This window comes from Pseudomonas sp. CCOS 191 (assembly GCF_001007005.1).
In the GTDB taxonomy this organism is placed as follows: Bacteria; Pseudomonadota; Gammaproteobacteria; order Pseudomonadales; family Pseudomonadaceae; genus Aquipseudomonas; species Aquipseudomonas soli.
On the sequence record NZ_LN847264.1, the window covers coordinates 1,026,105 to 1,053,018 of the forward strand.

Annotated in this window: 22 protein-coding genes; 16 read left to right on the plus strand and 6 right to left on the minus strand. The window is 64.6% G+C overall.

From position 1 onward, the window contains the following. Positions 1 to 61 precede the first annotated feature (61 nt). The 11 genes from ndk (at position 62) to CCOS191_RS04810 (ending at position 11,437) form a co-directional block, all read left to right on the plus strand. Positions 62 to 487, plus strand: coding sequence for a nucleoside-diphosphate kinase (gene ndk / locus CCOS191_RS04760; protein WP_008092560.1), 426 nt, complete (start codon positions 62 to 64; stop codon positions 485 to 487). Positions 488 to 515: 28 nt separating this feature from the next. Further along, positions 516 to 1,658 (plus strand): 23S rRNA (adenine(2503)-C(2))-methyltransferase RlmN, encoded by a 1,143-nt coding sequence (gene rlmN, locus CCOS191_RS04765; protein WP_028689594.1) that lies wholly within the window; start codon positions 516 to 518, stop codon positions 1,656 to 1,658. A 14-nt stretch (positions 1,659 to 1,672) separates the two neighbouring features. Continuing rightward, positions 1,673 to 2,434 (plus strand): type IV pilus biogenesis/stability protein PilW, encoded by a 762-nt coding sequence (pilW, locus tag CCOS191_RS04770; protein WP_046854254.1) that lies wholly within the window; start codon positions 1,673 to 1,675, stop codon positions 2,432 to 2,434. Beyond that, complete coding sequence (locus CCOS191_RS04775; RefSeq protein ID WP_046854255.1) at positions 2,431 to 3,480, plus strand: RodZ domain-containing protein; 1,050 nt, start codon at positions 2,431 to 2,433, stop codon at positions 3,478 to 3,480. The genes pilW and CCOS191_RS04775 overlap by 4 nt, the downstream gene beginning before the upstream one ends. Before the next feature lie 3 nt (positions 3,481 to 3,483). Beyond that, a complete protein-coding gene (gene ispG / locus CCOS191_RS04780; protein WP_023630055.1) occupies positions 3,484 to 4,593 on the plus strand; it encodes a flavodoxin-dependent (E)-4-hydroxy-3-methylbut-2-enyl-diphosphate synthase in 1,110 nt (369 codons plus the stop codon). A 24-nt stretch (positions 4,594 to 4,617) separates the two neighbouring features. Next, entirely contained in the window at positions 4,618 to 5,904 is a 1,287-nt protein-coding gene (hisS, locus tag CCOS191_RS04785; RefSeq protein ID WP_046854256.1) for a histidine--tRNA ligase, read from the plus strand. A gap of 38 nt (positions 5,905 to 5,942) precedes the next feature. Further along, entirely contained in the window at positions 5,943 to 6,584 is a 642-nt protein-coding gene (locus CCOS191_RS04790) for a tetratricopeptide repeat protein (protein WP_038706767.1), read from the plus strand. Continuing rightward, positions 6,559 to 7,728, plus strand: coding sequence for an outer membrane protein assembly factor BamB (bamB, locus tag CCOS191_RS04795; RefSeq protein ID WP_156177508.1), 1,170 nt, complete (start codon positions 6,559 to 6,561; stop codon positions 7,726 to 7,728). Before CCOS191_RS04790 ends, bamB begins: the two co-directional genes overlap by 26 nt. Positions 7,729 to 7,845: 117 nt before the next feature. Further along, positions 7,846 to 9,309 (plus strand): ribosome biogenesis GTPase Der, encoded by a 1,464-nt coding sequence (gene der / locus CCOS191_RS04800; protein ID WP_046854258.1) that lies wholly within the window; start codon positions 7,846 to 7,848, stop codon positions 9,307 to 9,309. 200 nt (positions 9,310 to 9,509) lie between these two features. Then, on the plus strand, positions 9,510 to 10,658 hold the full coding sequence (locus CCOS191_RS04805) for a pyridoxal phosphate-dependent aminotransferase (RefSeq protein ID WP_046854259.1): 1,149 nt from the start codon (positions 9,510 to 9,512) through the stop codon (positions 10,656 to 10,658). Beyond that, the gene (locus CCOS191_RS04810; protein WP_046854260.1) at positions 10,646 to 11,437 is read left to right on the plus strand and encodes an amidohydrolase; all 792 of its coding nucleotides are present in this window, start codon (positions 10,646 to 10,648) and stop codon (positions 11,435 to 11,437) included. Before CCOS191_RS04805 ends, CCOS191_RS04810 begins: the two co-directional genes overlap by 13 nt. A gap of 97 nt (positions 11,438 to 11,534) precedes the next feature. Here the strand turns inward: CCOS191_RS04810 and CCOS191_RS04815 are convergent, their stop codons facing one another. Next, the gene (locus CCOS191_RS04815; protein WP_046857694.1) at positions 11,535 to 14,090 is read right to left on the minus strand and encodes a sulfite reductase flavoprotein subunit alpha; all 2,556 of its coding nucleotides are present in this window, start codon (positions 14,088 to 14,090) and stop codon (positions 11,535 to 11,537) included. A gap of 102 nt (positions 14,091 to 14,192) precedes the next feature. Continuing rightward, entirely contained in the window at positions 14,193 to 16,472 is a 2,280-nt protein-coding gene (locus CCOS191_RS04820) for a TonB-dependent receptor (protein ID WP_046854261.1), read from the minus strand. 220 nt (positions 16,473 to 16,692) lie between these two features. On the opposite strand from CCOS191_RS04820, the gene CCOS191_RS04825 reads away from it, so the two are divergent. Both CCOS191_RS04825 and CCOS191_RS04830 read left to right on the plus strand, forming a co-directional pair. Next, positions 16,693 to 17,373: a Fe2+-dependent dioxygenase gene (locus CCOS191_RS04825; RefSeq protein ID WP_046854262.1), complete on the plus strand. Its 681-nt coding sequence runs from the start codon at positions 16,693 to 16,695 to the stop codon at positions 17,371 to 17,373. A 3-nt stretch (positions 17,374 to 17,376) separates the two neighbouring features. After that, positions 17,377 to 18,126: a tetratricopeptide repeat protein gene (locus tag CCOS191_RS04830; RefSeq protein ID WP_046854263.1), complete on the plus strand. Its 750-nt coding sequence runs from the start codon at positions 17,377 to 17,379 to the stop codon at positions 18,124 to 18,126. A 180-nt stretch (positions 18,127 to 18,306) separates the two neighbouring features. On the opposite strand, the gene CCOS191_RS04835 is transcribed toward CCOS191_RS04830, so the two are convergent. Continuing rightward, complete coding sequence (locus CCOS191_RS04835; protein ID WP_025337787.1) at positions 18,307 to 19,470, minus strand: type III PLP-dependent enzyme; 1,164 nt, start codon at positions 19,468 to 19,470, stop codon at positions 18,307 to 18,309. A 654-nt stretch (positions 19,471 to 20,124) separates the two neighbouring features. Here CCOS191_RS04835 and CCOS191_RS04840 point away from each other — a divergent pair. The 3 genes from CCOS191_RS04840 to CCOS191_RS04850 all read left to right on the plus strand — a co-directional run bounded on the left by CCOS191_RS04840 (position 20,125) and on the right by CCOS191_RS04850 (position 24,119). Then, positions 20,125 to 20,613, plus strand: a complete 489-nt coding sequence (locus CCOS191_RS04840) for a sigma-70 family RNA polymerase sigma factor (RefSeq protein ID WP_046854264.1) — start codon at positions 20,125 to 20,127, stop codon at positions 20,611 to 20,613. 17 nt (positions 20,614 to 20,630) lie between these two features. Further along, the gene (locus CCOS191_RS04845; RefSeq protein WP_046854265.1) at positions 20,631 to 21,593 is read left to right on the plus strand and encodes a FecR family protein; all 963 of its coding nucleotides are present in this window, start codon (positions 20,631 to 20,633) and stop codon (positions 21,591 to 21,593) included. A gap of 108 nt (positions 21,594 to 21,701) precedes the next feature. Next, positions 21,702 to 24,119 (plus strand): TonB-dependent siderophore receptor, encoded by a 2,418-nt coding sequence (locus tag CCOS191_RS04850; RefSeq protein WP_046854266.1) that lies wholly within the window; start codon positions 21,702 to 21,704, stop codon positions 24,117 to 24,119. A 72-nt stretch (positions 24,120 to 24,191) separates the two neighbouring features. Here CCOS191_RS04850 and CCOS191_RS04855 read toward each other — a convergent pair whose 3' ends face one another. The 3 genes from CCOS191_RS04855 to CCOS191_RS04865 are packed head-to-tail and all read right to left on the minus strand — an operon-like array spanning position 24,192 to position 26,907. Then, positions 24,192 to 25,349, minus strand: a complete 1,158-nt coding sequence (locus CCOS191_RS04855) for an osmoprotectant ABC transporter ATP-binding protein OsmV (RefSeq protein WP_046854267.1) — start codon at positions 25,347 to 25,349, stop codon at positions 24,192 to 24,194. Beyond that, complete coding sequence (locus CCOS191_RS04860; RefSeq protein ID WP_046854268.1) at positions 25,346 to 25,999, minus strand: ABC transporter permease; 654 nt, start codon at positions 25,997 to 25,999, stop codon at positions 25,346 to 25,348. Before CCOS191_RS04860 ends, CCOS191_RS04855 begins: the two co-directional genes overlap by 4 nt. Next, positions 25,996 to 26,907: a glycine betaine ABC transporter substrate-binding protein gene (locus tag CCOS191_RS04865; RefSeq protein WP_046854269.1), complete on the minus strand. Its 912-nt coding sequence runs from the start codon at positions 26,905 to 26,907 to the stop codon at positions 25,996 to 25,998. Before CCOS191_RS04865 ends, CCOS191_RS04860 begins: the two co-directional genes overlap by 4 nt. Between the last annotated feature and the right edge of the window lie 7 nt (positions 26,908 to 26,914).

The window sequence follows — 26,914 nt, forward strand, 5'->3', positions numbered from 1 at the left end:
GGAACCCGCGTATAATTCGCGGGTTTAATTTTTCGCAACACTCATATTTCTGGAGTTTTCCATGGCTGTTCAACGTACTTTCTCCATCATCAAGCCTGACGCCGTTGCCAAAAACGTCATCGGCAAGATCACCACTCGCTTCGAAGAAGCCGGCCTGAAAATCGTCGCTTCGAAAATCAAGCAACTGTCCAAGGCCGAAGCCGAAGGCTTCTACGCCGAGCACAGCGCTCGTGGCTTCTTCGGTGACCTGGTTGCCTTCATGACTTCCGGCCCGGTCGTTGTTCAGGTTCTGGAAGGCGAGAACGCCATCGCTCTGAACCGTGAGCTGATGGGCGCTACCAACCCTAAAGAAGCTGCTGCCGGCACCATCCGCGCCGACTTCGCCGAGTCGATCGACGCCAACGCCGTTCACGGTTCGGACTCCGAAGCCGCTGCTGCTCGCGAAATCGCTTACTTCTTCGCTGCTACCGAGGTAACCACTCGCTAAGCGAAGGCTTACGAGTGAGGGTGAATCCATGACGACATCGACTGACAAGATCAACCTGCTGGGGCTTACCCTGGCGGAAATGGAACAGTTCTTCGACTCAATCGGGGAGAAGCGCTTCCGTGCCGGTCAGGTGATGAAATGGATTCACCACTTTGGCGTCGATGATTTCGCCGCCATGACGAACGTCGGCAAGGTCTTGCGCGAAAAGCTCGAGGCCGTTGCCGAAATTCGGGGCCCGGAAGTGGTCAGCGAAGACATTTCCGCCGACGGCACCCGCAAGTGGGTGGTCCGCGTTGCCTCCGGCAGCTGCGTCGAGACCGTCTACATCCCTACCGACGATCGCGGCACCCTGTGCGTGTCGTCGCAAGCCGGCTGCGCCCTGGACTGCAGTTTCTGCTCCACCGGCAAGCAAGGCTTCAACAGCAACCTCACCGCCGCCGAAGTGATCGGCCAGGTGTGGCTTGCCAACAAATCCTTCGGGACCGTCCCGGCCAAGATCGACCGCGCGATTACCAACGTGGTCATGATGGGCATGGGCGAGCCCTTGCTGAATTTCGACAATGTCATCGCCGCCATGAAGATCATGATGGAAGATCTGGGCTATGGCATTTCCAAGCGTCGCGTGACCCTGTCCACCTCGGGCGTGGTGCCGATGATCGACGAGCTGGCCAAGCACATCGACGTGTCCCTGGCCCTGTCGCTGCACGCGCCGAACGACGAGCTGCGCAACAAGCTGGTGCCGATCAACAAGAAGTATCCGCTGAAGATGCTGCTGGAGTCGTGCATGGGCTACATGTCCACCCTCGGCGGCAAGCGCGTGCTGACCATCGAGTACACCCTGCTCAAGGACGTCAACGACCAGCCCGAGCACGCCGCGCAGATGATCGAGCTGCTGCGCGATGTGCCGTGCAAGATCAACCTGATCCCGTTCAACCCGTTCCCGCACTCCGGCTACGAGCGGCCGAGCAACAATGCCATCCGCCGCTTCCAGGACCTGCTGCACCACGGCGGCTTCAACGTGACCACGCGCACCACCCGCGGTGATGACATCGACGCCGCCTGCGGTCAGCTGGTGGGCCAGGTCAATGACCGCACCCGCCGCAGCGAGCGCTACATCGCCGTACGTCAGCTGGCCGCCGACGAGCCGCAAGACAGCGCCGCGCGCCCCTGACGAGCACCTGCCCCATGAGCCTGCGCACCGCGCTGTCGATCCTGACGCTTTCGCTGCTGGCCGGCTGCGTGTCCGGCGGCGCGGGTGACCCCTTGGCCGACCGCCAGGGGCGTGAGGCGGCGGGGCAGGCCTATGTGCAGTTGGGCCTGGGGTATTTGCAACAAGGTTTGACCGAGCGCGCCAAGGCCCCTCTGGTCAAAGCGCTCGCCCTCGACGCCCGTGACGCCGACGCCCATGCCGCGCTCGCCCTGGTATTCCAGGCCGAGGATGAGCCCGCCCTGGCCGACGAGCATTTTGACAAAGCCCTGGCCATCCGCCCGGATGACACGCGAATCCGTAACAACTACGGCAGTTTCCTATATGCTCAGGGCCGTTTCGACGAAGCCCACGCGATGTTCCTCCAGGCCGCCGCCGATACCCTGTATCCTGAGCGTTCGCGCGTCTACGAGAACCTCGGGCTCACCGCCTTGAAGCGGGGGCAGGGCGCTCAGGCCCGCGAATACCTGGAAAAGGCCCTTCGGCTCAATCAGCGGCAACCGAAGGCTTTGCTCGAAATGGCTGAGTTGTCCTACGAAAACAGGCATTATGTGCCGGCCCGGGATTACTACGATCGATTCAGCCAGCTGAGCGACCAGAATGCCCGCAGCCTGCTGCTGGGCCATCGCCTGGCACTTGCCCTTGACGAGCAGGGCACCGCGGCCCGCTTGGGCCAGCAATTACAACGACTTTATCCCGGTACGCCGGAATATCAGCAATACCTGTCGGAGCAACGATGAAAGCCGCGCACACTGAAGTAGCAGCAGCGACTCGCCAGAACCCCGGTGACGTCTTGCGCCAGGCCCGCGAAAAACGCGAATGGAGCCAGGCCGAGGTCGCTCGCAAGCTCAACCTCACGGTATCTTCGCTGAACAACCTGGAAAGCGGCGCCTTCGACAAGCTGCCCGGGCATACCTTCGCCCGTGGCTACATCCGCGCCTACGCCAAGCTGATGGACATGGACCAGGCGCCCCTGGTCGAGGCCTTCGACCAGATCACCGGGACCCACGCCAAAGGCAGTGAGGTGCACGCGCTCGGCCGCATCGAAGAACCGGTGCGCCTGTCGCACAACATCCTGCGCGTGGTCAGCCTGTTGCTGCTGGTCGCCGTGGTCGGCGGCGGCTTCTTCTGGTGGCAGGACCAGAGCAGCCTGCGCGGCAAGGACCTGGCCAAGATTGCCCTGGAGCACGTCGAGGTCGAGAGCGCCGACGGCACCACGCAGATTCACCCGCTGGACGAGCCAGAAGATCAGGCGGTGAGCGAGGGCCAGCAGGCCGAAGGCCAGGCCCTGCCGCTGGAACCGAGCAGTGCCGAGCAGGCGCCGGTCGCTGAGGCCCAGGCGCCAGTCGCCTCCGTTGCGCCTGCCACGCCAGCCACCAGCGCCGCGCCGACTGCCACCGCGCCTGTGGCACCGGTTGTCGCGCCAGCCGCGCCTGCCGTGGTCACCCCCGCCGTGCCTGCCGCCACCGCGCCAGCCACAGCCGTCGCGGCCACCGCTGCGGCCGCACCGGCGGCGCCCGCTGAAGCCGCACCGGCCCCGGCCGGCAGCGCCAAGGTTCATATCCAATTCACCGCCGATTGCTGGACCCAGGTCTCCGACGGCAACGGCAAGGTGCTGTTCAGCGCCATCAAGCGCAAGGGCGACAGCCTGGAACTGACCGGCAAGCCACCGTTCGCGGTGCGCCTGGGCTTCGCCCGTGGCGCCCAGGTGAGCTACAACGGCCAGGCGGTCGATGTCGCCCCGTTCACCAGTGGCGAAACCGCTCGCCTGAAGTTGGGACAGTAAGTCATGCACGGCGAATCTCCGATCAAACGTCGCGAATCCCGCAAGATCTGGGTCGGCAATGTGCCGGTGGGTGGTGATGCGCCCATCGCGGTGCAGAGCATGACCAACACCGACACCAACGATGTCGCCGCCACCGTGGCGCAGATCCAGCGCCTGGTCGATGCCGGCGTGGACATCGTACGTGTCTCGGTACCGGACATGGACGCCGCCGAGGCGTTCGGCAAAATCAAGAAACTGGTCAGCGTGCCGCTGGTCGCCGATATCCACTTCGACTACAAGATCGCTCTGCGCGTGGCCGAGCTGGGTGTCGACTGCCTGCGCATCAACCCGGGCAACATCGGCCGTGAAGACCGTGTGCGCGCCGTGGTCGATGCCGCCCGCGACCGTGGTATCCCGATCCGCATCGGCGTCAACGCAGGCTCCCTGGAAAAGGACCTGCAGAAGAAGTACGGCGAGCCGACCCCGGCGGCGCTGGTCGAATCGGCCCTGCGTCACGTCGAGCACCTTGACCGCCTGGATTTCCAGGACTTCAAGGTCAGCGTCAAGGCCTCCGACGTGTTCATGGCCGTCGAAGCCTACCGCCTGCTGGCCAGGCAGATCATCCAGCCGCTGCACCTGGGCATCACCGAAGCCGGTGGCCTGCGCTCGGGGACGGTGAAATCCGCCGTCGGCCTAGGTATGCTGCTGGCCGAAGGCATCGGTGACACCATCCGCATTTCCCTGGCCGCCGATCCGGTCGAGGAAGTGAAGGTCGGCTACGACATCCTCAAGTCGCTGCACCTGCGTTCCCGTGGCATCAACTTCATCGCCTGCCCGAGCTGCTCGCGGCAGAACTTCGATGTGGTCAAGACCATGAACGAACTGGAAGGGCGCCTGGAGGACCTGCTGGTGCCGCTGGACGTGGCGGTGATCGGTTGCGTGGTCAACGGCCCGGGCGAAGCCAAGGAATCGCACGTGGGCTTGACCGGCGGCACGCCGAACCTGGTGTACATCGACGGCAAGCCATCGCAGAAGCTGAACAACGACAACCTGGTCGACGAGCTGGAAAAGCTCATTCGCCAGAAAGCGGCCGAGAAGGCCGAGGCCGACGCGGCGCTGATCGCCCGCGGCTGAGACACAGATTCGTAAGGACTATTCGTGAGCAAATCGCTGCAAGCCATCCGTGGCATGAACGACATCCTGCCCGACCAGTCGCCGCTGTGGCGCTACTTCGAGGGCACCGTGGCCGGCTTGCTGGACAGCTACGGCTACAGCCAGATCCGCACGCCGATCGTCGAGTTCACCGAGCTGTTCAAACGCTCTATCGGTGAAGTCACCGATATCGTCGAGAAGGAGATGTACACCTTCCAGGATAACAAGGACTCGCTTACCTTGCGCCCGGAAGGCACCGCCGCTTGCGTGCGCGCAGTGCTCGAGCACGGCATCATCGGTAATGGCCAGGTGCAGAAGCTCTGGTACGTGGGCCCGATGTTCCGCCACGAGCGCCCGCAACTGGGACGCTACCGGCAGTTCCACCAGATCGGTGTCGAGGTGTTCAACCTGGCCGGCCCGGATATCGACGCCGAACTGATCATGCTCACCTGGCGCCTCTGGGCGTTGCTGGGTATCCAGGACGCAGTGACCCTGGAGCTCAACAGCCTTGGCACCAGCGAAGCACGTGCGCGCTATCGCGATGCACTGGTGGAGTTCCTGTCCCAGCGCATCGATCAGCTGGACGAAGACAGCCAGCGCCGCCTGAAGAGCAATCCGCTGCGTATCCTCGACAGCAAGAACGCAGGCACTCAGGCCGCCCTGGTGGGCGCGCCGAAGCTCGAAGAGTACCTGGACGAAGAGTCCCGCGTGCATTTCGAGGGTGTGAAGGCGCGTCTTGACGCTGCTGGCATCCCGTTCGTGATCAACACCAAGCTGGTACGCGGCCTGGACTACTACAGCAAGACCGTGTTCGAGTGGGTCACCGACAAGCTCGGTGCCCAGGGCACGGTCTGCGCCGGTGGGCGCTACGACGGCCTGGTCGAGCAGATGGGCGGCAAGCCGACCGCTGGCGTTGGCTTTGCCATGGGTATCGAGCGCCTGCTGCTGCTGATCGAAACCCTCGGCAAGGTGCCTGAGTCGATCAGCCGTACCATCGACGTCTACCTGTGCGCCTTTGGTGAGCAGGCCGAGCTTGCTGGCCTGAAGATCAGCGAGCAACTGCGTGATCGTCTGCCGAACCTGCGCCTGGCGGTCAACGCCGGTGGCGGCAACTTCAAGAACCAGTTCAAGAAGGCCGACAAGAGCGGCGCGCTGTTCGCCCTGATCCTCGGCGACGACGAGCTGGCCAAGCAAGAGATTGGCGTGAAGCCCCTGCGTGGCCAGGGCGAACAACAGAACATTGCCTGGGATGCGCTTGCTGCGCACCTGGAAACCGCGATCGCCCAGGCGTGATGCGGTCCGACAACGAATAGGCGAATAGGAGTATTGGGGTGTCGAGTACCGATGATGAAGGCCTGGCAGCGGCCAAGGACTGGTGGAACCGCAACGGCAAGCCACTGCTGACCGGCGCCCTGCTGGCCGGTGTGGTGGTGATGGGCTGGCAGACCTGGCACAAGTACCAGGCCAACCAGTCGCAAGGCGCTTCGGCGCTGTACCAGGCCCTGCTGGAAACCTCGCTGACGCCGGATGGCAAGCCTGACGCGAGCAAGGTGGCGGAGCTTTCCGGCAAGCTCAAGAGCGAGTTCGGCGGCACCGCCTACGCCCAGTACGGCAGCCTGTTCGTCGCCAAGGTGGCGGTCGAGAGCGGCAAGCTGGACGACGCGGCGAGCGAACTCAAGAGCGTGATGGACAAGCCGGCCGACGCCACCCTGAGCGAGATTTCGCGCCAGCGCCTGGCTCGCGTGCTCGCGGCCCAGGACAAGGCCGAGGACGCCCTCAAGCTGCTCGACGGCGACACCGACAAGGCCTTCCTGGCCAGCCGTGAAGAACTCAAGGGCGACCTGCTGGTGCAGCTGGGCCGCGCCGATGACGCGCACGGCGCCTACGAAAAAGCCAAGGCCGCGCTGTCCGACGACGCCGCGATCGGTGGCCTGCAACTGAAGCTGGATGACCTGGCCAAAGGGGACGCCTGAAGTGAAGGGTTGGAAACAAGCAGCAGTGCTCACCCTCGCCGTCCTGGCGGCGGGTTGCAGCAGCAACAGCAAGAAGGAACTGCCCCCGGCCGAGCTGACCAAGTTCACCGAGGAAGTGGTACTGAAGAAGCAGTGGAGCCGTTCGATCGGTGACGGCCAGGGTGAGACCTACAACACCCTGGTGCCGGCCATCGAGAACGACCGCATCTACGCTTCCGACGTCAACGGCGAGGTCTTCGCGCTGAACCGCATCACCGGTGACGTGGTGTGGAAGAAGGACCTCGAGCTGCCGGTTTCCGGCGCCGTGGGCGTGGGCTATGGCCTGGTCATGCTGGGTACCCTCAAGGGCGAGGTCATTGCCCTGGACTCCAGCACCGGCGAGGAGCGCTGGCGCTCCCGCGTCTCCAGTGAAGTGCTGGCACCGCCCGCCAACAATGGCGACGTGGTGGTGGTACAGACCCAGGACGACCGCCTGGTCGGCTTCGACGCCGCCACGGGTGACCGTCGCTGGATCTACGAGAACAGCCCGGCCGTGCTGACCCTGCGCGGTACCGGCGCGCCGGTGGTGACCAACCGCCTGGCCGTTGCCGGCCTGTCCACCGGCAAGGTGGTGGCGGTCGACATCAGCAACGGCGTGCCAGTGTGGGAAAGCCGCGTGGCCGTTCCACAGGGCCGTTCCGAGCTGGACCGCGTGGTGGACATCGACGGCGGCCTGCTGCTGTCCGGTGGCACCCTGTACGTCAGCACCTACCAGGGCCGCGTTGCCGGCCTGGACCTGGAAAGCGGCCGCGTGCAGTGGCAGCGCGATGCCTCCAGCTACGTGGGTGTCGCCCAGGGCTTCGGCAACGTCTATGTCAGCGAAGCGTCGGGTACCGTGCAGAGCGTCGACGAGCGTTCTTCCAGCTCGCTGTGGAGCAACGATTCCATGGCCCGCCGTCAGCTGTCGGCGCCGGAAGTGTTCTCCAGCTATGTGGCTGTCGGTGACTTCGAGGGTTACCTGCACCTGCTCAGCCAGGTCGATGGCCGCTTCGTCGGCCGTGAGCGTATCGACAGCGATGGCCTGCGCGCCCGCCCACTTGTGGTCGGCGACACCATCTACGTCTTCGGCAACAGCGGCAAGCTCGAGGCACTGACCATCCGCTGAAGCTATGCTTGGGCCCGTTCGCGGGCTCAGGTTGCGGCGTAGGAAACGCCGCCCGAACTCCGGCCGCTGCCTTGCAGCGGCCTTTGCATTTTCAAGAATTCAAGAGTGGAGAGCCGCATGGTTCCCGTAATCGCCCTGGTGGGCCGCCCCAACGTCGGCAAATCCACCATGTTCAACCGCCTGACCAAGACCCGCGATGCCATCGTCGGTGACCTGTCGGGCCTGACCCGTGACCGCCAGTATGGTGATGCCAGCTGGCAGGGTCGCTCGTTCATCCTGATCGACACCGGTGGTATCACCGGCGACGAAGTAGGCATGGACGAGAAGATGGCCGAGCAGTCGCTGATGGCCATCGAGGAAGCCGACTACGTACTGTTCCTGGTCGACGCCCGTGCCGGCATGACCGCCGCCGACCAGATGATCGCCGACCACCTGCGCAAGCGGAACAAGTCGGCCATCCTGGTGGCCAACAAGATCGACAACATCGACCCCGACATCGCCCGCGCCGAGTTCTCGCCGCTGGGCATGGGCAACGCCATCCCGGTGGCCGGCTCCCAGGGCCGTGGCATCAACGCCCTGATGGAATCGGTGCTCGGACACATTCCGCGTGACGCCGAAGAAGAAGCCCTCGACCTGGAAGTCGCCGAAGGCGAGGAGGCCGTGCGCATCCCCGGCCCGAGCGAAAAGGACGGCATCAAGATCGCCATCATCGGCCGCCCGAACGTGGGCAAGTCGACGCTGGTCAACCGCATGCTCGGTGAAGAGCGTGTGGTGGTGTACGACGAGCCCGGCACTACCCGCGACAGTATCTACATCCCGTTCGAGCGTGATGGCGAGAAGTACACCTTCATCGACACCGCCGGCGTGCGCAAGCGCGGCAAGATCCACGAGGAAGTCGAAAAGTTCTCGGTGGTGAAGACCCTGCAGGCGATCAAGGACGCCAACGTGGTGATCTTCGTCATGGACGCCCGTGAAGGCGTGGTCGACCACGACCTCAACCTGCTGGGCTTCGCCCTCGACGCTGGCCGGGCGATCGTCATCGCACTGAACAAGTGGGACGGCATGGAGCCGGGCGAGCGCGACTATGTGAAAACCGAGCTCGAGCGCCGGCTGTTCTTCGTCGACTTCTGCGACATCCACTTCATCTCCGCCTTGCACGGTACCGGTGTTGGCCACCTGTACAAGTCGGTGCAGGCCGCGTTCAAGTCGGCGGTTACCCGCTGGCCGACCAGCCGCCTGACGCAGATCCTCGAAGACGCCATCAGCGAGCACCAACCGCCGCTGGTCAACGGCCGTCGCATCAAGCTGCGCTATGCCCACCTCGGTGGCGCCAACCCGCCGCTGATCGTGATCCACGGCAACCAGACCGAGAAGGTGCCCAAGTCTTACTCGCGTTACCTGGAGAACACCTACCGTCGCGTGCTCAAGCTGGTCGGCACGCCGATCCGCATCGAGTACAAGGGCGGTGAGAACCCGTACGAGGGCAACAAGAACACCCTCACCGATCGCCAGGTCAACAAGAAGCGCCGCCTGATGTCGCACCACAAGAAGGCCGAGAAGAAGCGCCGCGACAAGCGTTGATTCCGTGCTGGCTTCATCGCCGGCAAGTCGGCTCCCACAGCGTATGCGCAAGCGACAATACCTGTGGGAGCCGGCTTGCCGGCGATAGGGCCCTTTGATCCACCGCAATCCCCCTATTGTTTCAACCTTTTTCCTGACCGCTCGTTCCGCTATGCTCGGATCCATCCCCGTGCCGGACAAACCCCAGGAAAGAGGGCTCCATGATCCGCAGCAAACTGCCGAACGTCGGCACGACCATCTTTACCACCATGTCGCAACTGGCCATGCAGACCGGTGCGCTCAACCTGTCCCAGGGCTTCCCTGACTTCAACGGCCCCCAGGCCCTGCTCGATGCCGTTGGCCGCCATGTGGCCGCCGGGCATAACCAGTATTCGCCGATGACCGGCCTGCCAGCCCTGCGCCAGCAGGTTGCGGCCAAGATCGCCCGGCTGTATGGCGTGGCAGTGGATGCCGACCAGGAAGTGACCATCACCCCGGGCGCCACCGAGGCGATCTTCTGCGCGATCCAGGCGGTGATCCACCCCGGTGACGAGGTGATCGTCTTCGACCCCAGCTACGACAGCTACGAGCCATCGGTTGAGCTGGCCGGTGGCCGCTGCGTGCATGTGCCGCTGCGCGACGGCAGCTTCAGCATTGACTGGCAGAAGTTCAGCGACGCCCTGAGCCCGCGCACGCGCATGGTCATCCTCAATTCGCCGCACAACCCCAGCGGCGCCTTGATCAGCCGCGACGACCTGGACCAGCTGGCCGCGTTGATCGGCAGCCGCGATATCTACCTGGTCAGCGACGAAGTCTACGAGCACCTGATCTACGACGGTGTGCGCCACGCCAGCGTGCTGGCCCACGCGCAGCTGTACAGCAAAGCCTTCGTCATCAGCTCGTTCGGCAAGACCTACCACGTCACCGGCTGGAAAACCGGCTACGTGGTCGCGCCACCGGCCCTCAGCGCCGAATTGCGCAAGGTGCACCAGTACGTCAACTTCTGCGGCGTCACGCCCTTGCAGTGCGCCCTGGCCGACTTCATGGCCGAGCACCCTGAGCACATCGACGAGCTGCCGGCCTTCTACCAGGCTAAGCGCGACCTGTTCTGCGACCTGCTGCAGGACTCGCGCTTCACCTTCACCCGCACCCCGGGCACCTATTTCCAACTGGTGGACTATTCGCAGATTCGCCCCGACCTGAACGATGTCGACATGGCCCTGTGGCTGACCCAGGAGCATGGCGTGGCCAGCATCCCGGTGTCGGTGTTCTACCAGCAACCCATCCCCGAGCAACGCCTGGTACGCCTGTGCTTTGCCAAACGCGAGGAGACGCTGCGCCAGGCAGCGGAAAGACTATGCGCGATCTGAGCCAACTGCCGAACCTGAAAATCGCCCTGGTGCAGACCACCCTGGCCTGGCACGACCGCGAGGCGAACTACGCGCACTTCGAGGAGCTGATCACCCAGGCCGGCGAGGTGGACCTGGTGGTTCTGCCGGAAATGTTCACCACCGGGTTTTCGATGGAGTCCGAAAGCCTGGCCGAGCCGGAAAACGGCCCGACCTACAAATGGCTCAAGGCCCAGGCGAAGAAAGCCAACGCCGTGATCACCGGCAGCGTGATCATCCAGGCCGCCGACGGCAGCCATCGCAACCGGCTGCTGTGGGCGCGGCCCGATGGCGAGATCCTGCACTACGACAAGCGCCACCTGTTCCGCATGGCCGGCGAGCACAAGCATTACACCCCGGGCGAGCGTCAGGTGCAGTTCGAGCTCAAGGGCTGGCGGATTCGCCCGCTGATCTGCTACGACCTGCGTTTCCCGGTGTGGAGCCGCGATGCCCAGGACACCGACTTGCTGCTGTACACCGCCAACTGGCCGGCGGCGCGGCGCCTGCATTGGAACCGGTTGCTGCCGGCACGGGGCATCGAGAACCTGTGCTTTGTGGCAGCAGTGAACCGGGTCGGCACCGATGGCAAGGGCTTCGCTTACTCCGGCGACAGCCAGGTGCTGGACTTCCAGGGTGAGAGCCTGCTCAGCGCGGGTGAGGCCGACGGGGTGTTCACCGTGGTGCTGCGGGCGGCGGAGCTGGCCGCGTATCGGGCGCGGTTCCCGGCCAATATGGATGCCGATACCTTCGAATTGCATTGAGGGCCAATCGCGGGGCAAGTCGCATCGGCGCACCGCCGCTCCCACGCCAGGTTCTTGGCTGCGTGGGAGCGGGCTTGCCCCGCGATGCTTTCAGGCTTCAGTACACATCCCGCCGATAGCGCCCATCCTCGATCAGCTGCTGCACCCGCACCTCACCAAGCATGCCCTGCAGCGCCGCATCAACGCCGGCAGCCATGCCGTGCAAACTGCCGCAGACATACACGCAAGCTCCTTCATCGACCCAGCGCTTGAACTCGGCGGCCTGCTGCAACAGCACGTCCTGCACGTAGATCTTCTCTGCCTGGTCCCGTGAGAAAGCCAGGTCCAGCCGTTGCAGGTCGCCGCTTGCCACCCAACCCTGCAGTTCCTCACCGCACAGCAGGTCGTGCGCCCGGTTGCGCTCACCGAACAGCAGCCAGTTGCGCTGCTCGCCCGCCGCGATGCGCGCCTTTAGCAGGCTGCGCAGGCCAGCCAGGCCGGTGCCGTTACCGATCAGCACCAGGGGGACCGATCCGCCGGGCAGGTGGAAGCCGCTGTTGCGACGCAGGCGTGCGCTGACGCTGCCATCGAGTGGCAGATACTCGGTCAGCCAGCCGGAACCCAGGCCCAGGCTGCCATCGGCGTGGCGCTCCTGGCGCACGATCAGCTCCAGCGCGCCGTCGCTGGCGATGGATGCAATCGAGTATTCGCGAGCGGCCAGCGGGATCAGGGCATCGACCAGCGCCTGTGCATGCAGGCCCACCAGGTGTTCGCGGCCGACCGGCAGTTGGCGGCTGGCCAGTGCCTGCGCCAGGTTTTCCTGCAGGCCGTCGAGCAGCACCGGGCAATGAGGGTCGAGGCCCAGGCCTGCCAGGAAGGCATCGACACGGAGCTGGCCATTGCGCGGCAGGATCTCGATCAGGTCGCCGGCTTCCCAGGTCGCGGGCATTTGCGCCTGCAGGCCCAGCAGGTAGACCGGCGCGCCCTGGCTGCCTGGGTTGAGCAGTTCACGGCGCAGCAGATGCCAGTTGCCGAAGCTCGGTGCTTGCCAGGCGGCGACGGGACGGGCGCCGGTCAGTTGCGTCAGTTCCTGTTGCCACAGCGCAAGCGCGGCGGGGTCGGCATTGTCCACTTCCACCGGGCTGAAGGCGCAGGTGGCGCCGCGCTCGCCGAGCCAGGCCTGGAGGCGGCGGGCGAAGCCGCAGAAGTGCGGGTACTGGCGGTCACCCAGGGCCAGCAAGGCGTAGTCCAGGTGCTCCAACGCCCACGGCTGGCCGAGCACCTTGCGTTCGAAGCCGCGGGCGCTGTCCGGGGCCTCGCCGTCGCCGAAAGTGCTGACCACGAACAGTGCGCGGTTGGCATTGCGTAATTGGGCTTCGCCCAGCTCGGCCAGCGGACGGACCTGCACCGGCAAGCCGGCAGCCTGCAGCTGGCCGGCGCTCTGCCAGGCCAGCTGTTCGGCGAAACCGCTCTGGCTGGCGAAACCGATCAGCCAGCTGTCGCCGGCGTTGCCCTGATCACCCACCGCGCCACGGGCGGCGCGTACCTGGCGTTTCTTGCGGCGGCGGTCGAGGTACAGCAACCAGCCGGTAACGAAGAACAGCGGCATGGTCAGGCTGGCGAGGGTAACGATGATGCGCCCCGGCAGGCCGAAGTACTCGCCGACGTGCAGGGCATAGACGCTTTGCAGCAGTTGCGCCTTGAACGACTTGTCGGCATAGCGTTCGTGACGCTTGACCTGGCCGCTGGCCGGGTCGAGGGTGAGGGTGTTGAAGGCGCGCTCGTGCTCGGCGCCCTGCAGCAGGTAGAACAGCGTCGCAGGCTGGCCACCGACCGGCGGCAGGCGCAGGTTGTAGGTGGCCAGGTCCGGGCCTGCGGCTGCCTTGAGATTGGCCCAGATGGCATCATAGTCCACCACCCGTGGCGGGGCGTTCTTGTCCACTTTGGGCGGACCATGACGACCGCCACGGCCTTCGCCGCGTTTCTGCTCGCCCGCCGCGGGCTGGTCGGCCAGCAGGCGGTTGAGGCCCTCGCGGTACCACTCGTAGGACCAGAACAGCCCGGTCAGGGCGAACAGCAGGTAGAACAACAGGCACCAGGTGCCGAACACCGCGTGCAGGTCCCAGTTGAAGGCGCGGCCTTTTTTCGCCCAGTCCAGCGTCAGCCAGGTGCGCCAGTTCCGGGCCTTGCGCGGCCAGCGCAGGTACAGCCCGGAGAGGCAGAAGAAGATCAGCATCAGGGTGCAGGCGCCGGTGATCTGCCGGCCAGTGTCGCCCATGGCCAGGAACCGGTGCAGGTTGAGCATGAGGTTGAAGAAGCCAAGGCCTGCGACTTCACCCTTGAGCTCGCCGGTGTACGGGTCGGCGTAGCGCAGCGCGCCACGGCGCTCGCCGGGAGCCGGGGTGAAGAAGATCCGCGCCGCGTTGCCCTCGCGGGTATCGACCCAGAGCATGGAGACCTGGTCGCCTTGCGCGGCCTCGACCCGACGCACCAGCTCGGCCGGCGGCAGCACGCCTTCCTGGCGTACCTCGACCTTGAGCACCTCGGCGTTGAATGCGCGCAGCAGTTCTTCCTGGAACGACCAGATCGCGCCGGTGATGCCCATCAGCGCCAGCACCAGGCCGGCGGTGATGCCAAAGAACCAGTGCAATTGGAACAGCGTCTTCTTCACCACATCGATCACCTTGTCTTGCCGCCAGCAACTGCGCGGCGTGCATTATGCCTTGATACGCAAAAGCCCCGTTCAATCGATTGAACGGGGCCTGGGGTGCGGCTTTTAGAAGTGGACGCTGGTGGTCAGCAATGCCGTGCGTCCCGCTGCCTGGTTGGCGAAGTGGGTGGAGTAGGCCTTGTCGTAGTAGACCTCGTTGGTGAGGTTCTGCACGTTCAACTGCAGGTCGATGTTCTTGGTCAGCTTGTAGGCCGCCATGGCGTCGTAGCGCACGTAGCTGTCGACCATGGTGGTGTTGGCCACGCTGCCGTAGACGTCGTCGACGTAGAAGGCGCCGCCACCGACCGTCAACTTCGGCGTCAGCTGGTAGGTGGTCCACAGGCTGGCGCTGTTGTTCGGCGTGTTGGGCAGCTGGTTGCCGTCGTTGGCCTTGCCCAGCGGGCCACCGTCGATCTGGCGGGCCTGCATGTAGGTGTAGCCGGCGAATACCTGCCACTTGTCGGTCAGCTTGCCGCTGGCCGACAGCTCGATGCCTTGCACACGGGTTTCACCGACGTTCTCGTAGGTGTTGGTGTTGACCTGGACCCGGGCATTTTCCTTCTCGGTGCGGAACAGCGCCGCGGCCAGGGACAGGCGCTGGTCGAGCAGGTCCCACTTGGTGCCGAGCTCGTAGTTGGTGGTTTCTTCCGGCTCCATGTCACTGTTGAGCAGGTTGCCGGAGCGGTCGGTGGCATTGCCCAGCGGGTTGCCTTCGGTGCCCTCGCCGAGCATGGCGCCAGGCGGAGTGGCGGATGTGGCGTAGGACACATAGATGCTGCCGTTGTCGGCGGGCTTCCACACCAGGCCAAGCTGGCCGGTGATGAACTCGCTGGTGTCCTGGCCCTTGGCGGGCACACCCTTGGCGCTCACCGCGGTGCTGCCGTCGGCATTGTAGCCACGGTAGTCGGTGTCGAAGTGGTCATAGCGCAGGCCCATGTTGAGCAGCCACTGCTGGGTCAGCTCCAGGGTGTCGAACACGTAGAGTGCGCGGGTCTTGCTGCTGGTCTTGGTGCCGGCGTAGTTGCGCGCGACGGTACCGACCCAGGCATCGTCCGGGTTCGGGTTGTCCAGCGAGGTGCAGCTGCCGCCGCTGCCCGGCCCGGTGCAGGTGAGCTTGCTGTTGGGGGTGACGGTGTAGCTCTGGCGGTCGGACTCTTCCTTGGTGAACTCGACGCCGGTGGAGAAGCTGTTCTTCAGGCCGCCGAGGTAGAACTCACCGAACAGGTCGGTCTGGTTGGTGGTGGTGGCGGTGTTGCCCACACGGGTGTTGGCGCGACGCCAGACGCCGTTGTTGTTGACGTTGCCGGCACTGTCGTCGGGCTGGGTCAGCACGTAGTCCTGCATGCTGTTGCCGTGGCGCAGGGTGTTCTTGATGGTCAGCGTGTCGGACAGGTCGTGCTCGATGGCGAAGGTCGCGATATCGACACGGGTCTTGCGGAAGTCGCGGCCGGTCAGGCCGTAGAAGTTGTCGCTGTCGCCGCCGTCCACCGGCTTGTCCGGATGGGCAGAGGTGCGTGCGGCGCTGCCAGCCCGTGGCACGCTGTAGGGGATGCCGGAGTCCGGCAGGTCGTCGCTTTCCAGGTGGTAGTAGTCGAGGTTGACGCGGGTCGGCGTGCCCAGGCCGAAGGCCAGCGACGGGGCGATGCCCCAGCGGTCGTAGTTGACCTTGTCGCGGCCGGCGACGTTGCTCTCGTGGGTCATCAGGTTCAGGCGCCCGGCGACGCTGTCGCTGAACTGGTAGTTGCCGTCGAAGGTGTAACGCTGGGTCTGGTCGCTGCCCCAGGTCCAGGCGCCATCCAGCGAGTTGCCCAGGTGCGCGCGCTTGCTTACCAGGTTGATGGTGCCGCCAGCGGCGCCACGGCCACCAATGGCCGAGTTCGGCCCCTTGGCCACTTCGACAGACTCGATGGCGAATATTTCGCGGGTCTGGGCGCCGGTGTCCCGCACGCCGTCCAGGTAGGTGTCGCCCTGGGCGTCGAAGCCACGGATGAAGGGGCGGTCGCCCTGCGGGTTGCCGCCTTCGCCGGCGCCGAAGGTGATCCCGGGTACCGTGCGCAGGGCGTCCTGCAGGGACATGGCGTTGGTGTCCTTGATCACCTGCTGGGGAATCACCGTGATCGAGCGCGGCGTGTCCACCAATGGCGCGGTGTACTTCTGCGACGAGGCCTTGTCGACCTTGTACTCGGTGCTTGCCTGTTCGGCCTTGCCATTGACGCTGGTGGCGTCGAGGGTGATGGCGTTGCTGGCGGCCGGGTCGGCGGCATAGGCCGAGGTGGCGGTGATCGCCATGCCGATGGCGGAGGCGAGCAGACGTGGTGAACTCACAGCAGATGGCACGTGACGCATTGTTGTAGACCTTCCCCAAGGTATGAAGGCCGCGGATGTTAATGTAAGCGAATGTAAGGAACAATTGAGAAGCGTTACCATTCGCCAGGAATTTACATTCTTTACAATTTGGCCTTACGGTTTTAACGGTCTCGTGCGTCCTGCCTTGGTGAAAGGGGCTTGTGGTGAGTAAAAGGTAATCAATATCATTGACGCCCCTATCGCTCTCGGTGCCGTCGCCATGCTGCTTCACATCCCAGGCCTGTTCGAGGCCGACGAAATCCTGCGCATTCGCGAGGCCCTGGAGCAGGCCGACTGGGCCGACGGCAAGATCACCGCCGGATACCAGTCGGCCAAGGCCAAGCACAACCTGCAGTTGCCCGAGGGTCATGCGCTGGCTAAGGAAATCGGCAGTGCGTTGATCGAGCGGCTGTGGCGCAACCCGTTGTTCATGTCGGCGGCGCTGCCGCATAAGGTGTTCCCGCCGCTGATCAACTGCTATCGCGAGGGCGGCAGTTTCGATTTCCATATCGACAATGCCCTGCGCCAGCCCAAGGGCAGCCCGGAGCGGGTGCGTACCGACCTGTCCTCGACGCTGTTTCTCAGCGACCCGGACAGCTACGACGGCGGCGAACTGGTGATCCAGGACACCTACGGCGTGCGCCAGGTCAAGCTGGCCGCCGGCGACCTGGTGCTGTACCCCGGCACCAGCCTGCACAAGGTCAACCCGGTCACCCGCGGGGCACGCTATGCGGCGTTCTTCTGGACCCAGAGCCTGGTGCGCGAGGACAGCCAGCGCACCTTGCTGTTCGAGATGGACAATGCGATTCGCCAACTGGGCGCCGATGTGCCGGAGCATCCTTCGTTGCTGCAACTGACGGGCACCTACCACAACCTGCTGCGCCGCTGGGCCGAGGTCTGAGCCGTGTCTTATCAATTGCGCCGTGAGGAAGTGGTGGATGTGGCAGGGCTGAAGGCGATGCTCGAGCACAGCCCGGGGCAGGCCGCGCAGGCGATCCTAACGGCGGCGGGGCAAGGGGCGGTCGAGGCGCAGCTGTTGCTCGGGCAGATCCTGCTCGATGGGCGCGGTATCGAAGAGGATGCCTCCGTGGCCCGCCGTTGGTTCGCCATTGCCGCCCAGGGCGGCAGCGCCATGGCCCACAACATGCTTGGCCGTTGCCTCGAGCACGGCTGGGGTGGCGAGGTGGATCTCGCCCAGGCGGCCATTCACTATGCCCGGGCGGCCGACGCCGGGCTGGACTGGGGGATGTACAACCTGGCCAACTTGCTGGCCACCGGGCGCGGGGTGGCGGCCGACCAGGCCCAGGCGTTGATGTGCTACGAGAAAGCCGCGCAGTTGGGGCATGCCAAGTCGATGAACCTGTATGGGCGGTATCTGGAGCAGGGCATTGCCACCGCCGCGAGCCCGGTAAGGGCCATGCGCTGGTACCGGCGTTCGGCCGAGGCGGGGGATTTCCGCGGGATGTTCAGCCTGGCGCTGGTGCTGGTCGAGCGGGGGCAGATAGCCGAGGCCGGGCCGTGGCTGGACCGCGCCAGGGTCGAGGGCAACCTGAATTTCCTGCGCAGTGCGCTGGTGACGTTGCAGGGGGCGGGGCCGGCGTTGATGTCCTTTGCGGCGCGTTATGCCGAAGAGATCGAGCGACGGGAAGACTGAGCCTGATCGTGCGGGCCTCAGCGCGAGACCGCTACCACGAGCAAGTAGGGGCCGCTTTGCGGCCCATCGCCGGCAAGCCGGCTCCCACAAGGTTCAGCGCAAGTCTCAGAACTGCGCGATCCCTGTGGGAGCCGGCTTGCCGGCGATGGGCTGCGTAGCAGCCCCAAGTAACGGCTCGAGTTACAGGTAGTAGGCTTTCAACGGCGGGAAGCCGTTGAACTCCACCGCGCTGTAGCTGGTGGTGTAGGCGCCGGTGGACAGCCAGTACAAGCGGTCGCCGATGGCCAGGTTCAGCGGCAGGCCATACTTGTAGTTCTCGTACATGATGTCGGCGCTGTCGCAGGTCGGGCCGGCGATCACCACTTCCTCGGCCTCGCCTTTCTTCTCGGTCCAGATCGGGAACTTGATCGCCTCGTCCATGGTTTCGATCAGGCCGGAGAACTTGCCCACGTCGGTGTAGATCCAGCGCTCGACGGCAGTGCGCGACTTGCGCGCCACCAGCACCACTTCACTGACCAGGATGCCGGCGTTGGCGATCAGCGAACGGCCAGGCTCGAGGATGATTTCCGGCAGGTCGTCGCCGAAGTCTTCCTTGAGGAAGCGGATGATCTCTTCGGCGTAGGTCTCGAGGCTGTTGGTGCGGGTGATGTAGTTGGCCGGGAAGCCGCCGCCCATGTTGATCAGCTTCAGCTCGATGCCGTCTTCTTCCTTGAGGCGCTCGAAGATCACCTTGACCTTGGCGATGGCCGCGTCCCACACGCTGATGTCGCGCTGTTGCGAGCCGACGTGGAAGGAGATGCCGTAAGGCACCAGGCCCAGGTCGCGGGCGAGGATCAGCAGGTCCATGGCCATGTCGGTCTGGCAGCCGAACTTGCGCGACAGTGGCCAGTCGGCGGTGGTGGAGCCTTCGGTGAGAATGCGCACATAGACTTTCGAGCCCGGCGCGGCCTTGGCGATGTTGCGCAGGTCGGCCTCGGAGTCGGTGGCGTACAGGCGCACGCCTTTCTCGTAGAAGTAGCGGATGTCCTTGGACTTCTTGATGGTGTTGCCGTAGCTGATACGGTCGGCGCTGACGCCGCGGCCGAGCACCTTGTCCAGTTCATAGATCGAGGCGATGTCGAAGCTCGAGCCCTTTTCCTTCAGCAGGTCGATGATCTCGACCGCAGGGTTGGCCTTGACCGCGTAGTAGACCTTGGCGAATTCGAACCCGGCGCGCAGGTCGTCATAGGCCTGGCTGATCATCTGGGTATCGATGAGAACGAACGGGGTTTCCTGCTTGTCGGCGAACGCCTTCATTTTCTGGAAGGTGTCACGCGCAAAGTAGTCTTCGACCTGGATCGACATGCTCAGGGGCTCCATGGGCAAACTGAAAAGATAAGTGGCAGCAACTGAACGTCCTCCGTATCCCCACTTTGGTTCGCCTACTTCCCAAGGCATGTCGCCGAAAGCAAAAAGGTCAGCCGTGCTTGGAAAAGGCGGGTGACCTTGCTGTCTCGTCGTCAGTACTTGAGCCGGATGGATCGTTTCCAGCATGGACGTTCGGCGCGCACTTTAGGACGTGAAAACGGCAATATCAACAGGCAGTCCCGGGGTATTCGTCGCCTGTCGCGGAGCTGCCGCTGTGATAACCGACTGATGGGCGCCGAGTAGGTTCCTGAAAAGGCCATCAGCGTAAAAAATTGTGGAATAGGTGGCGATCTGGCCGCGATCGGCTGACAGCTTCATTCTTTGCATGATGGCTCTGGTTTCGCTGCGAAAGGGCGGAGGAACCCGTAGGTGACCGTTTGTCGGGGGCTGAGACAGGGCTGCGAATGGACACTGAGTGTTCAAATTTATGGCCACGTATTCAGCCCGGTTTTTACCGCGAAATTGGCCATAAATTTTTTGTTACGCAGAGCCCGTCGTGGCCATTGGTCGTGCAAGGGACATGTCGATTGCCGTCCTTGATGAGAAACATTACTATTCGCGACCTCATCTGCCTCCCTGACGACCCCGACCGTGTCCGGACCCAAAGGCTTCCTCGACCATTACCAAGAGCTGATCGGCACCTGGACGCGCAAACTGCGCAGTCGACAGCAGGCCGAGGACCTCACCCATGATGCCTTTGTGCGGGTGCTGGAAAACCCGCGCGAGCAGGTCGAACAGCCACGCGCCTATCTGCACCAGACTGCCCGCAACATCGCCGTCGACGGCTTTCGCCGCGAGGACCGGCGCCAGGCCCTGGAGCTTGAGGCCTTCGCAGGGGACATGGCCGCAGGGGACGACCCGGAAGCGTATGTGCACGCCCTGGAACTGGCCGACAGCGTCGAGCGGGCGCTGGCCGAGCTGCCGCTGAACTGCCGCAGGGTGTTCATCTGGCAGAAGCTCGAAGGCCTGACCCAGGCCGAAATTGCCGAGCGCATGGGTTTGACCAAGAACATGGTCGAAAAGTATATGATCCGCACGCTCCGACATCTGCGTGAGCACCTGGATGTGTCGGCCAGATGAGTCAGGAGACCCCTTCGATGAAACAGCACGCGCCCGATCCCGTGGGCGAGCAGGCGGCCAGCTGGTTCGCCCGGGCACAGGACGCGCCGCACGACAATGCCGTGCAGGCGGCGTTGCAGGCGTGGCTGGCGCAGCACCCCTCAAATCGGCAAGAGTACGAGCGCCTGGCGCAACTGTGGCGCGCTGCCGACTTCATTCCGCGGCAACGCCTCGAGGCGCTGTGCCAGCCCGAGCCGGTACGCCAGTTGCCGCGCCGACGCTTGTTGCGCCAGGCATTGGCGGCCGGGGTGGCGGTGGTCGCGCTGGGGCTGGGCTGGACAGGTTGGCAGTATCAGCAGCTCAACCATCAGGACACGTTGAGCACGGCCCTGGGCGAGCGGCGTCAGGTCGAGTTGCCGGACGGCTCACGGCTGGAGCTCAACAGTGCCACCCAGGTGCAGGTGATGTTCTCTGCGGGGCAGCGCCATGTGCGCCTGGGCGCGGGCGAGGCGATGTTCATCGTCGCCCATGACAGCGATCGCCCCTTCGTGGTGAGCACTGCCCAGGGCGATGTCACCGTCACCGGCACCCGCTTCGATGTACGCCAGGATCCGAACAGCACCCGCGTGGCGGTGGAGCAGGGTTCGGTGAAGGTACAGGGCGCGGCCGAGTCGCTGGCGCTGCTCACTGCCGGCCAGGGTTCGCATATCGATGCGCAGGGCAAGGTCGCCGCGCCCTATGCCATCGATGCCAACGCGGTGACCGCCTGGCGCCAGGGCAAGCTGGTATTCGACAACGCGCCGCTGAGCGATGTCGTGGCGGAAGTCTCGCGCTACCGTGCCCGGCCACTGCATGTGGCGCCCGGCAAGGCCGCCGCGCTGCGCCTGTCGAGCACCTTCAGCAGCGACGATCCGGACGCCCTGTTGCGGGCCTTGCCGAGCATCCTGCCGGTGCGGGTGAAGACCCTTGCGGACGGCTCCAGCGAAATTATTCTGAAATAGATTCAGGTTTTTTTCCGTTCGTTCGTCTTCCCCGCCAGCTGCAACTGCCAAGCATTTCCATTTGCATGCGGTTGGCGTTTATCTCGACTCTCAGGACCCATCGAAGACGTGAACAACAATAATCCCCTTCTCCAGTTGCGCCGCCTGGCGCTGGCCCTGGCGGTCAGCGCCGCCGCCGGTAACAGCTACGCCGACAGCATCCAGATCCAGGCCCAGCCATTGGCGGGCGCGCTCAAGCAATTGGGCCAGCAGACCAACCTGCAACTGTTCTTCAGCCCCGAGCTGGTGGATGGCAAGCAGGCCCCGGCGGTGTCCGGCAACCTGGCGCCGGAGCAGGCCCTGCAGCAACTGCTGCAAGGCAGCGGGCTGACCTTCGAGCAGTCCGCCGACACCGTGGTGGTCAAGCCGGCCCAGGCTGCAGGCACCCTGACCACCGGCAGCCTGGAGCTGGCGCCCACGGATATCAAGGTGGTCGGGGACTGGCTGGGCGATGCCGACCAGAGCGTGGTGCAGAACCATCCGGGCGCGCGCACCGTGGTGCGCCGCGAAGCGATGGTGGAGAAGGGCACGATGAACGTGCGTGACGCCCTGCGCGGTATCCCGGGCGTGCAGGTGCAGGACTCCAACGGCACCGGTGGCAGCGACCTGTCGCTGAACGTCGGCGTGCGTGGCCTGACGTCGCGCCTGTCGCCGCGTTCGACGGTGCTGATCGATGGCATTCCGGCGGCTTTCGCCCCCTATGGTCAGCCACAGTTGTCGATGGCGCCGATCTCCTCGGGCAACCTCGACAGCATCGACGTGGTCCGTGGTGCAGGCTCGGTGCGCTATGGCCCGCAGAACGTCGGTGGGGTGATCAACTTTGTCACCCGGGCGATCCCCGAGAAGGCCAGCGGCGAGCTGTCCACCACCCTCGAGACTTCGCGCGATGGCGGCTGGAAACACACCGAATCGGCCTTCGTCGGCGGCACCGCCGACAACGGCATGGGCGTGGCGCTGCTGTATACCGGCGTGAATGGCGATGGCTATCGCGAAAGCAACAACGACAACGATATCGACGACGTGATGCTCAAGACCCACTGGGCACCGACCGATGTCGACGAGTTCTGGCTCAATTTCCACTACTACGACGGCCGTGCCGACATGCCGGGCGGCCTGACCCAGGCCCAGTACGATCACAACCCCTACCAGTCGGTGCGCGACTACGATTACTTCAGCGGCCGGCGCAAGGACGTGTCGTTCAAGTGGCAGCGGCAGATCGACGATGCCACCCAGTTCGAGGTGCTGACTTACTACACCGACAGCTTCCGTGGCAGCGCCATTGCCGCCCGCGACCAGAAGACCCTGTCGTCGTACCCGCGCAACTACCACACCTTCGCCATCGAGCCACGTCTGTCGCGGATCTTCTTCGTCGGCCCGACCACCCAGGAAGTCAGCGTCGGCTATCGCTACCTGAAGGAAGCGATGCGCGAGCAGTCCACCCGCCTGGCGCTGGTCGACAACGTGCCGACCGTGACCCCGACCTCTGACGGCCATGTGTTCCAGGACCGCAGCGGTGGCACCGAGGCCAGCGCCTACTACATCGACGACAAGATCGACGTCGGCAACTGGACCATCACCCCGGGCATCCGCTTCGAGCACATCAACACCGACTGGCGCGACCGACCGGTGATGGACGCCAACTACCGTCCGGTGCCGGAGAAGAACCGCAGCATCACCAGCAACGAACCGCTGCCGGCGCTGAGCGTGATGTACCACATGTCCGACGCCTGGAAGCTGTTCGCCAACTACGAGACCTCGTTCGGCAGCCTGCAGTACTTCCAGCTGGGCCAGGGCGGCGTTGGCGACAGCACGGCAAACGGCCTGGAGCCGGAGAAGGCCAAGACCTACGAAATCGGCACGCGCTATGACAACGGCAACTGGGCCGGTGAGCTGACAGCCTTCTACATCGACTTCGACGATGAGCTGCAATACATCAGCAACGATGTCGGCTGGACCAACCTCGGGGCGACCAAGCACCAGGGCATCGAGGCCTCGGCGCGCTACGACCTGTCCGGCCTGGACCCACGCCTGCAGGGTCTGTCGGTGAATGCCGGCTATACCTACACCCGTGCTACCTACGAGGGGGAGATCCCTGGTTTCAAGGGCCGTGACCTGCCGTTCTATTCGCGCCAGGTGGCCACCGCCGGCGTGCGCTACGAGGTCAACCGCTGGACCTGGAACCTGGATGCCTACGCCCAGTCGAAGCAGCGCGCGCCGGGTACCGGGATGAACGCCGATGGCAGCTTCAACGGCAACTACATCACCCAGCCAAGCGCCGACGGGCAATATGGCGACATTCCGGGCTACGTCACCTGGCATGCCCGGGGTGGCTATGCGTTCGGGCCGCAGCTGTCGAACCTGAAGCTGGCCGCCGGGGTGAAGAACCTGTTCGACAAGCAGTATTTCACCCGCTCCAGCGACAACAACGCGGGGATCTATGTGGGTGAGCCGCGCACGTTCTATGTGCAGGCCAGTGTAGGGTTCTGATAGCGCGTCGCCTTTATCGCGGATGAATCCGCTCCTACCTGTAGGAGCGGATTCATCCGCGATGAGGCCGGCTCAGGAAACCACTGCCTCCGCCGGCGACACGATCGAGGTCTTCGCCCCGCGCGAGCGCCCAGAGCTCAGGTACGCCGCAATCGACTCCTGCGTCACCTCTCCCAGGAACACCTGTTCGGCATCCAGCACCGGCAACCACGCCCGATTGAACTCGTACATGCGCGACAGCAGGATGCGCAGGTGCTCATCGTGCGCCGCCGTGGCATTGAACGGACGCAGGAAATCCCCGCACGTGCCCTGCTGGCGGTGCATGTCGCGCCGGCGCACATAACCCAGCGCGCGATTCTGCGCATCGGTCACCACCACGTAACGGCGGTCATGCTCGTCCAGCAGCTCCAGCGCATCGCCCACCGGTGTTTCCGGGCTCAGCGACGGCGCGTTGTCCGCCGCATCCTCGGCGCGCACCAGCAGCAGGCGCTTGAGCGTGCTGTCCTGGCCGACGAAGTTGCTGACAAAATCGTCCACCGGGTGTGCCAGCAGGGTGTCCGGGTGATCCAGCTGCAACAGCTTGCCGGCGCGGAAGATGGCGATCTTGTCGCCCAGCTTGATGGCCTCGTCGATGTCATGGCTGACCATGATCACCGTCTTGTTCAGGGCCCGCTGCATCTCGAAGAACTCGTTCTGGATCATCTCGCGGTTGATCGGGTCGACCGCGCCGAACGGCTCGTCCATCAGCAGCACCGGGGCCTCGGCGGCCAGGGCGCGGATCACGCCGATGCGTTGCTGCTGGCCACCGGACAGTTCGCGTGGGTAGCGCTGCAGGTACTGCTTGGGCTCGAGCTTGATCATGTGCATCAGCTCGCGGGCGCGGTCATGGCATTTCTGCTTGTCCCAGCCGAGCAGGCGCGGCACCACGGTGATGTTCTCCTCGATGGTCATGTTGGGGAACAGGCCGATCTGCTGGATCACATAGCCGATATGCCGGCGCAGGGTCACCTCGTCCAGGCCGGTGGTGTCCTCGCCATTGATGAACACTTGCCCTGAGGTCGGGGTGATCAGGCGGTTGATCATCTTCAGCGTGGTGCTCTTGCCGCAGCCGGAGGGGCCGAGGAACACGCAGATTTCGCCTTCGTTGACGGTGAGGCTTACCGCGTCGACGGCTTTGACGTCCTTGCCGTTGACGTTGAAGGTCTTGCTGAGGTTCTTCAGTTCGATCATGAGCGCAGTCCTTCTGGAGTCAGGGCACGTTGCAGGGCTTGCAGGAGCAGGTCGGCGATGATCGCCAGCAGGCTGACCAGTACGGCGCCGACCAGCAGCATCGACATGTCGCTGCGGCTGATGGCGGTGAGGATGAGCACGCCCAGGCCGCCGGCGCCGATGGTCGCGGCGATGGTCATCACGCCGATGTTCATCACCACGGCGGTGCGCACGCCGGCCAGGATCACCGGCACGGCGATGGGCAGCTCGACCATGCGCAGGCGCTGGCCGAAGGTCATGCCGATGCCACGGGCGGCCTCGCGGATACCCGGCTCGACGTTGGTCAGGGCCAGGTAGGTGTTGCGCAGGATCGGCAGCAGTGAATAAAGGAACACGGCGGTGATCGCCGGCAGCGGCCCCAGGCCCTGGCCGAACTTCGAGTAGAACGGCAGCAGCAGGCCGAACAGGGCGATCGAGGGGATGGTCAGCAGCACCGTGGCGCTGGCCTGCAGGGGGCCGGCGAATACCGGGAAACGGGTCATCAGGATGCCCAGCGGCACGCCGACGATGATGGCCAGGCCCACGGCGATGCCGACCAGGGTGATGTGCTGCCCGGTCAGTTGCAGGACCTGGGTCCAGTCGAGGTGGGCAAAGGTGTCGAGCAGGTTCATGGCTGTACCTCGCCGAGTGAATGCTCACGCAGGAATGTCGTGGCGACCACGGTCGGGCTCTGGTGCTCGACATCGACCTGGGCGTTGAGCTTGCGCATGGTCTGGTCGTCGAGCTGACTGGCCAGCGGTTCGAGCAGGGTGGCCAGTCGTGGGTGGGCGTCGAGCACCGCCTTGCGCAGCACGGGCGCCGCGGTGTAGTCGGGGAAGTAGTGCTTGTCGTCTTCCAGCAGCTTGAGGTCGAAGGCGTCCAGGCGCCCGTCGGTGGTGTAGACCAGGCCGGCGAACACCTGGTTGTTGCGCATCGCGGTGTAGACCAGGCCGCCATCCATCTGGCGGATGTTGCGCCGATCCAGGGGCAGCCCGTACATCTCGCGCAGTCCGACCAGGCCATCGGGGCGGTTGGCGAACTCGGTGTCCAGGGCCACCAGGTGGTTGCGGGCGGGCTCGTCACGCAGCACCTGGTTGAGATCGCTGATGGTGTTGACCTGCGGGTAGGCCGCGGCGACCTGCCTGGGCAGCCCCAGGGCGTAGGTGTTGCTGAATTTCGACGGAGTCAGCCAGACCAGTCCTTTTTCTGCGTCGAGTTTTTTGACCCGGGCATAGGTGGCCTCGGCGCTGGGCATGCGCTCGTCGATATGGTTGTAGGACACCAGCGAGACGCCGGTGTATTCCCACATCAGGTCGAGCTGACCGGTCTCCTGGGCCTGGCGGGCGATGTTGCTGCCAAGGCCGGCGGTCACCCGCACGTCGAAGCCGTTGGCGCGCAGGTACTGGGCGGTGATTTCGGCGAGCACGGTCTGTTCGGTGAACACCCGCGCGCCGATGCGGATCAGCGGCTTTTCCGCTGCCTGGGCAAAGCCTGCGCATAGCAGGGCCGCGCCCAGCAACAGGGCGATTGTCTTCTTCATGGTATCC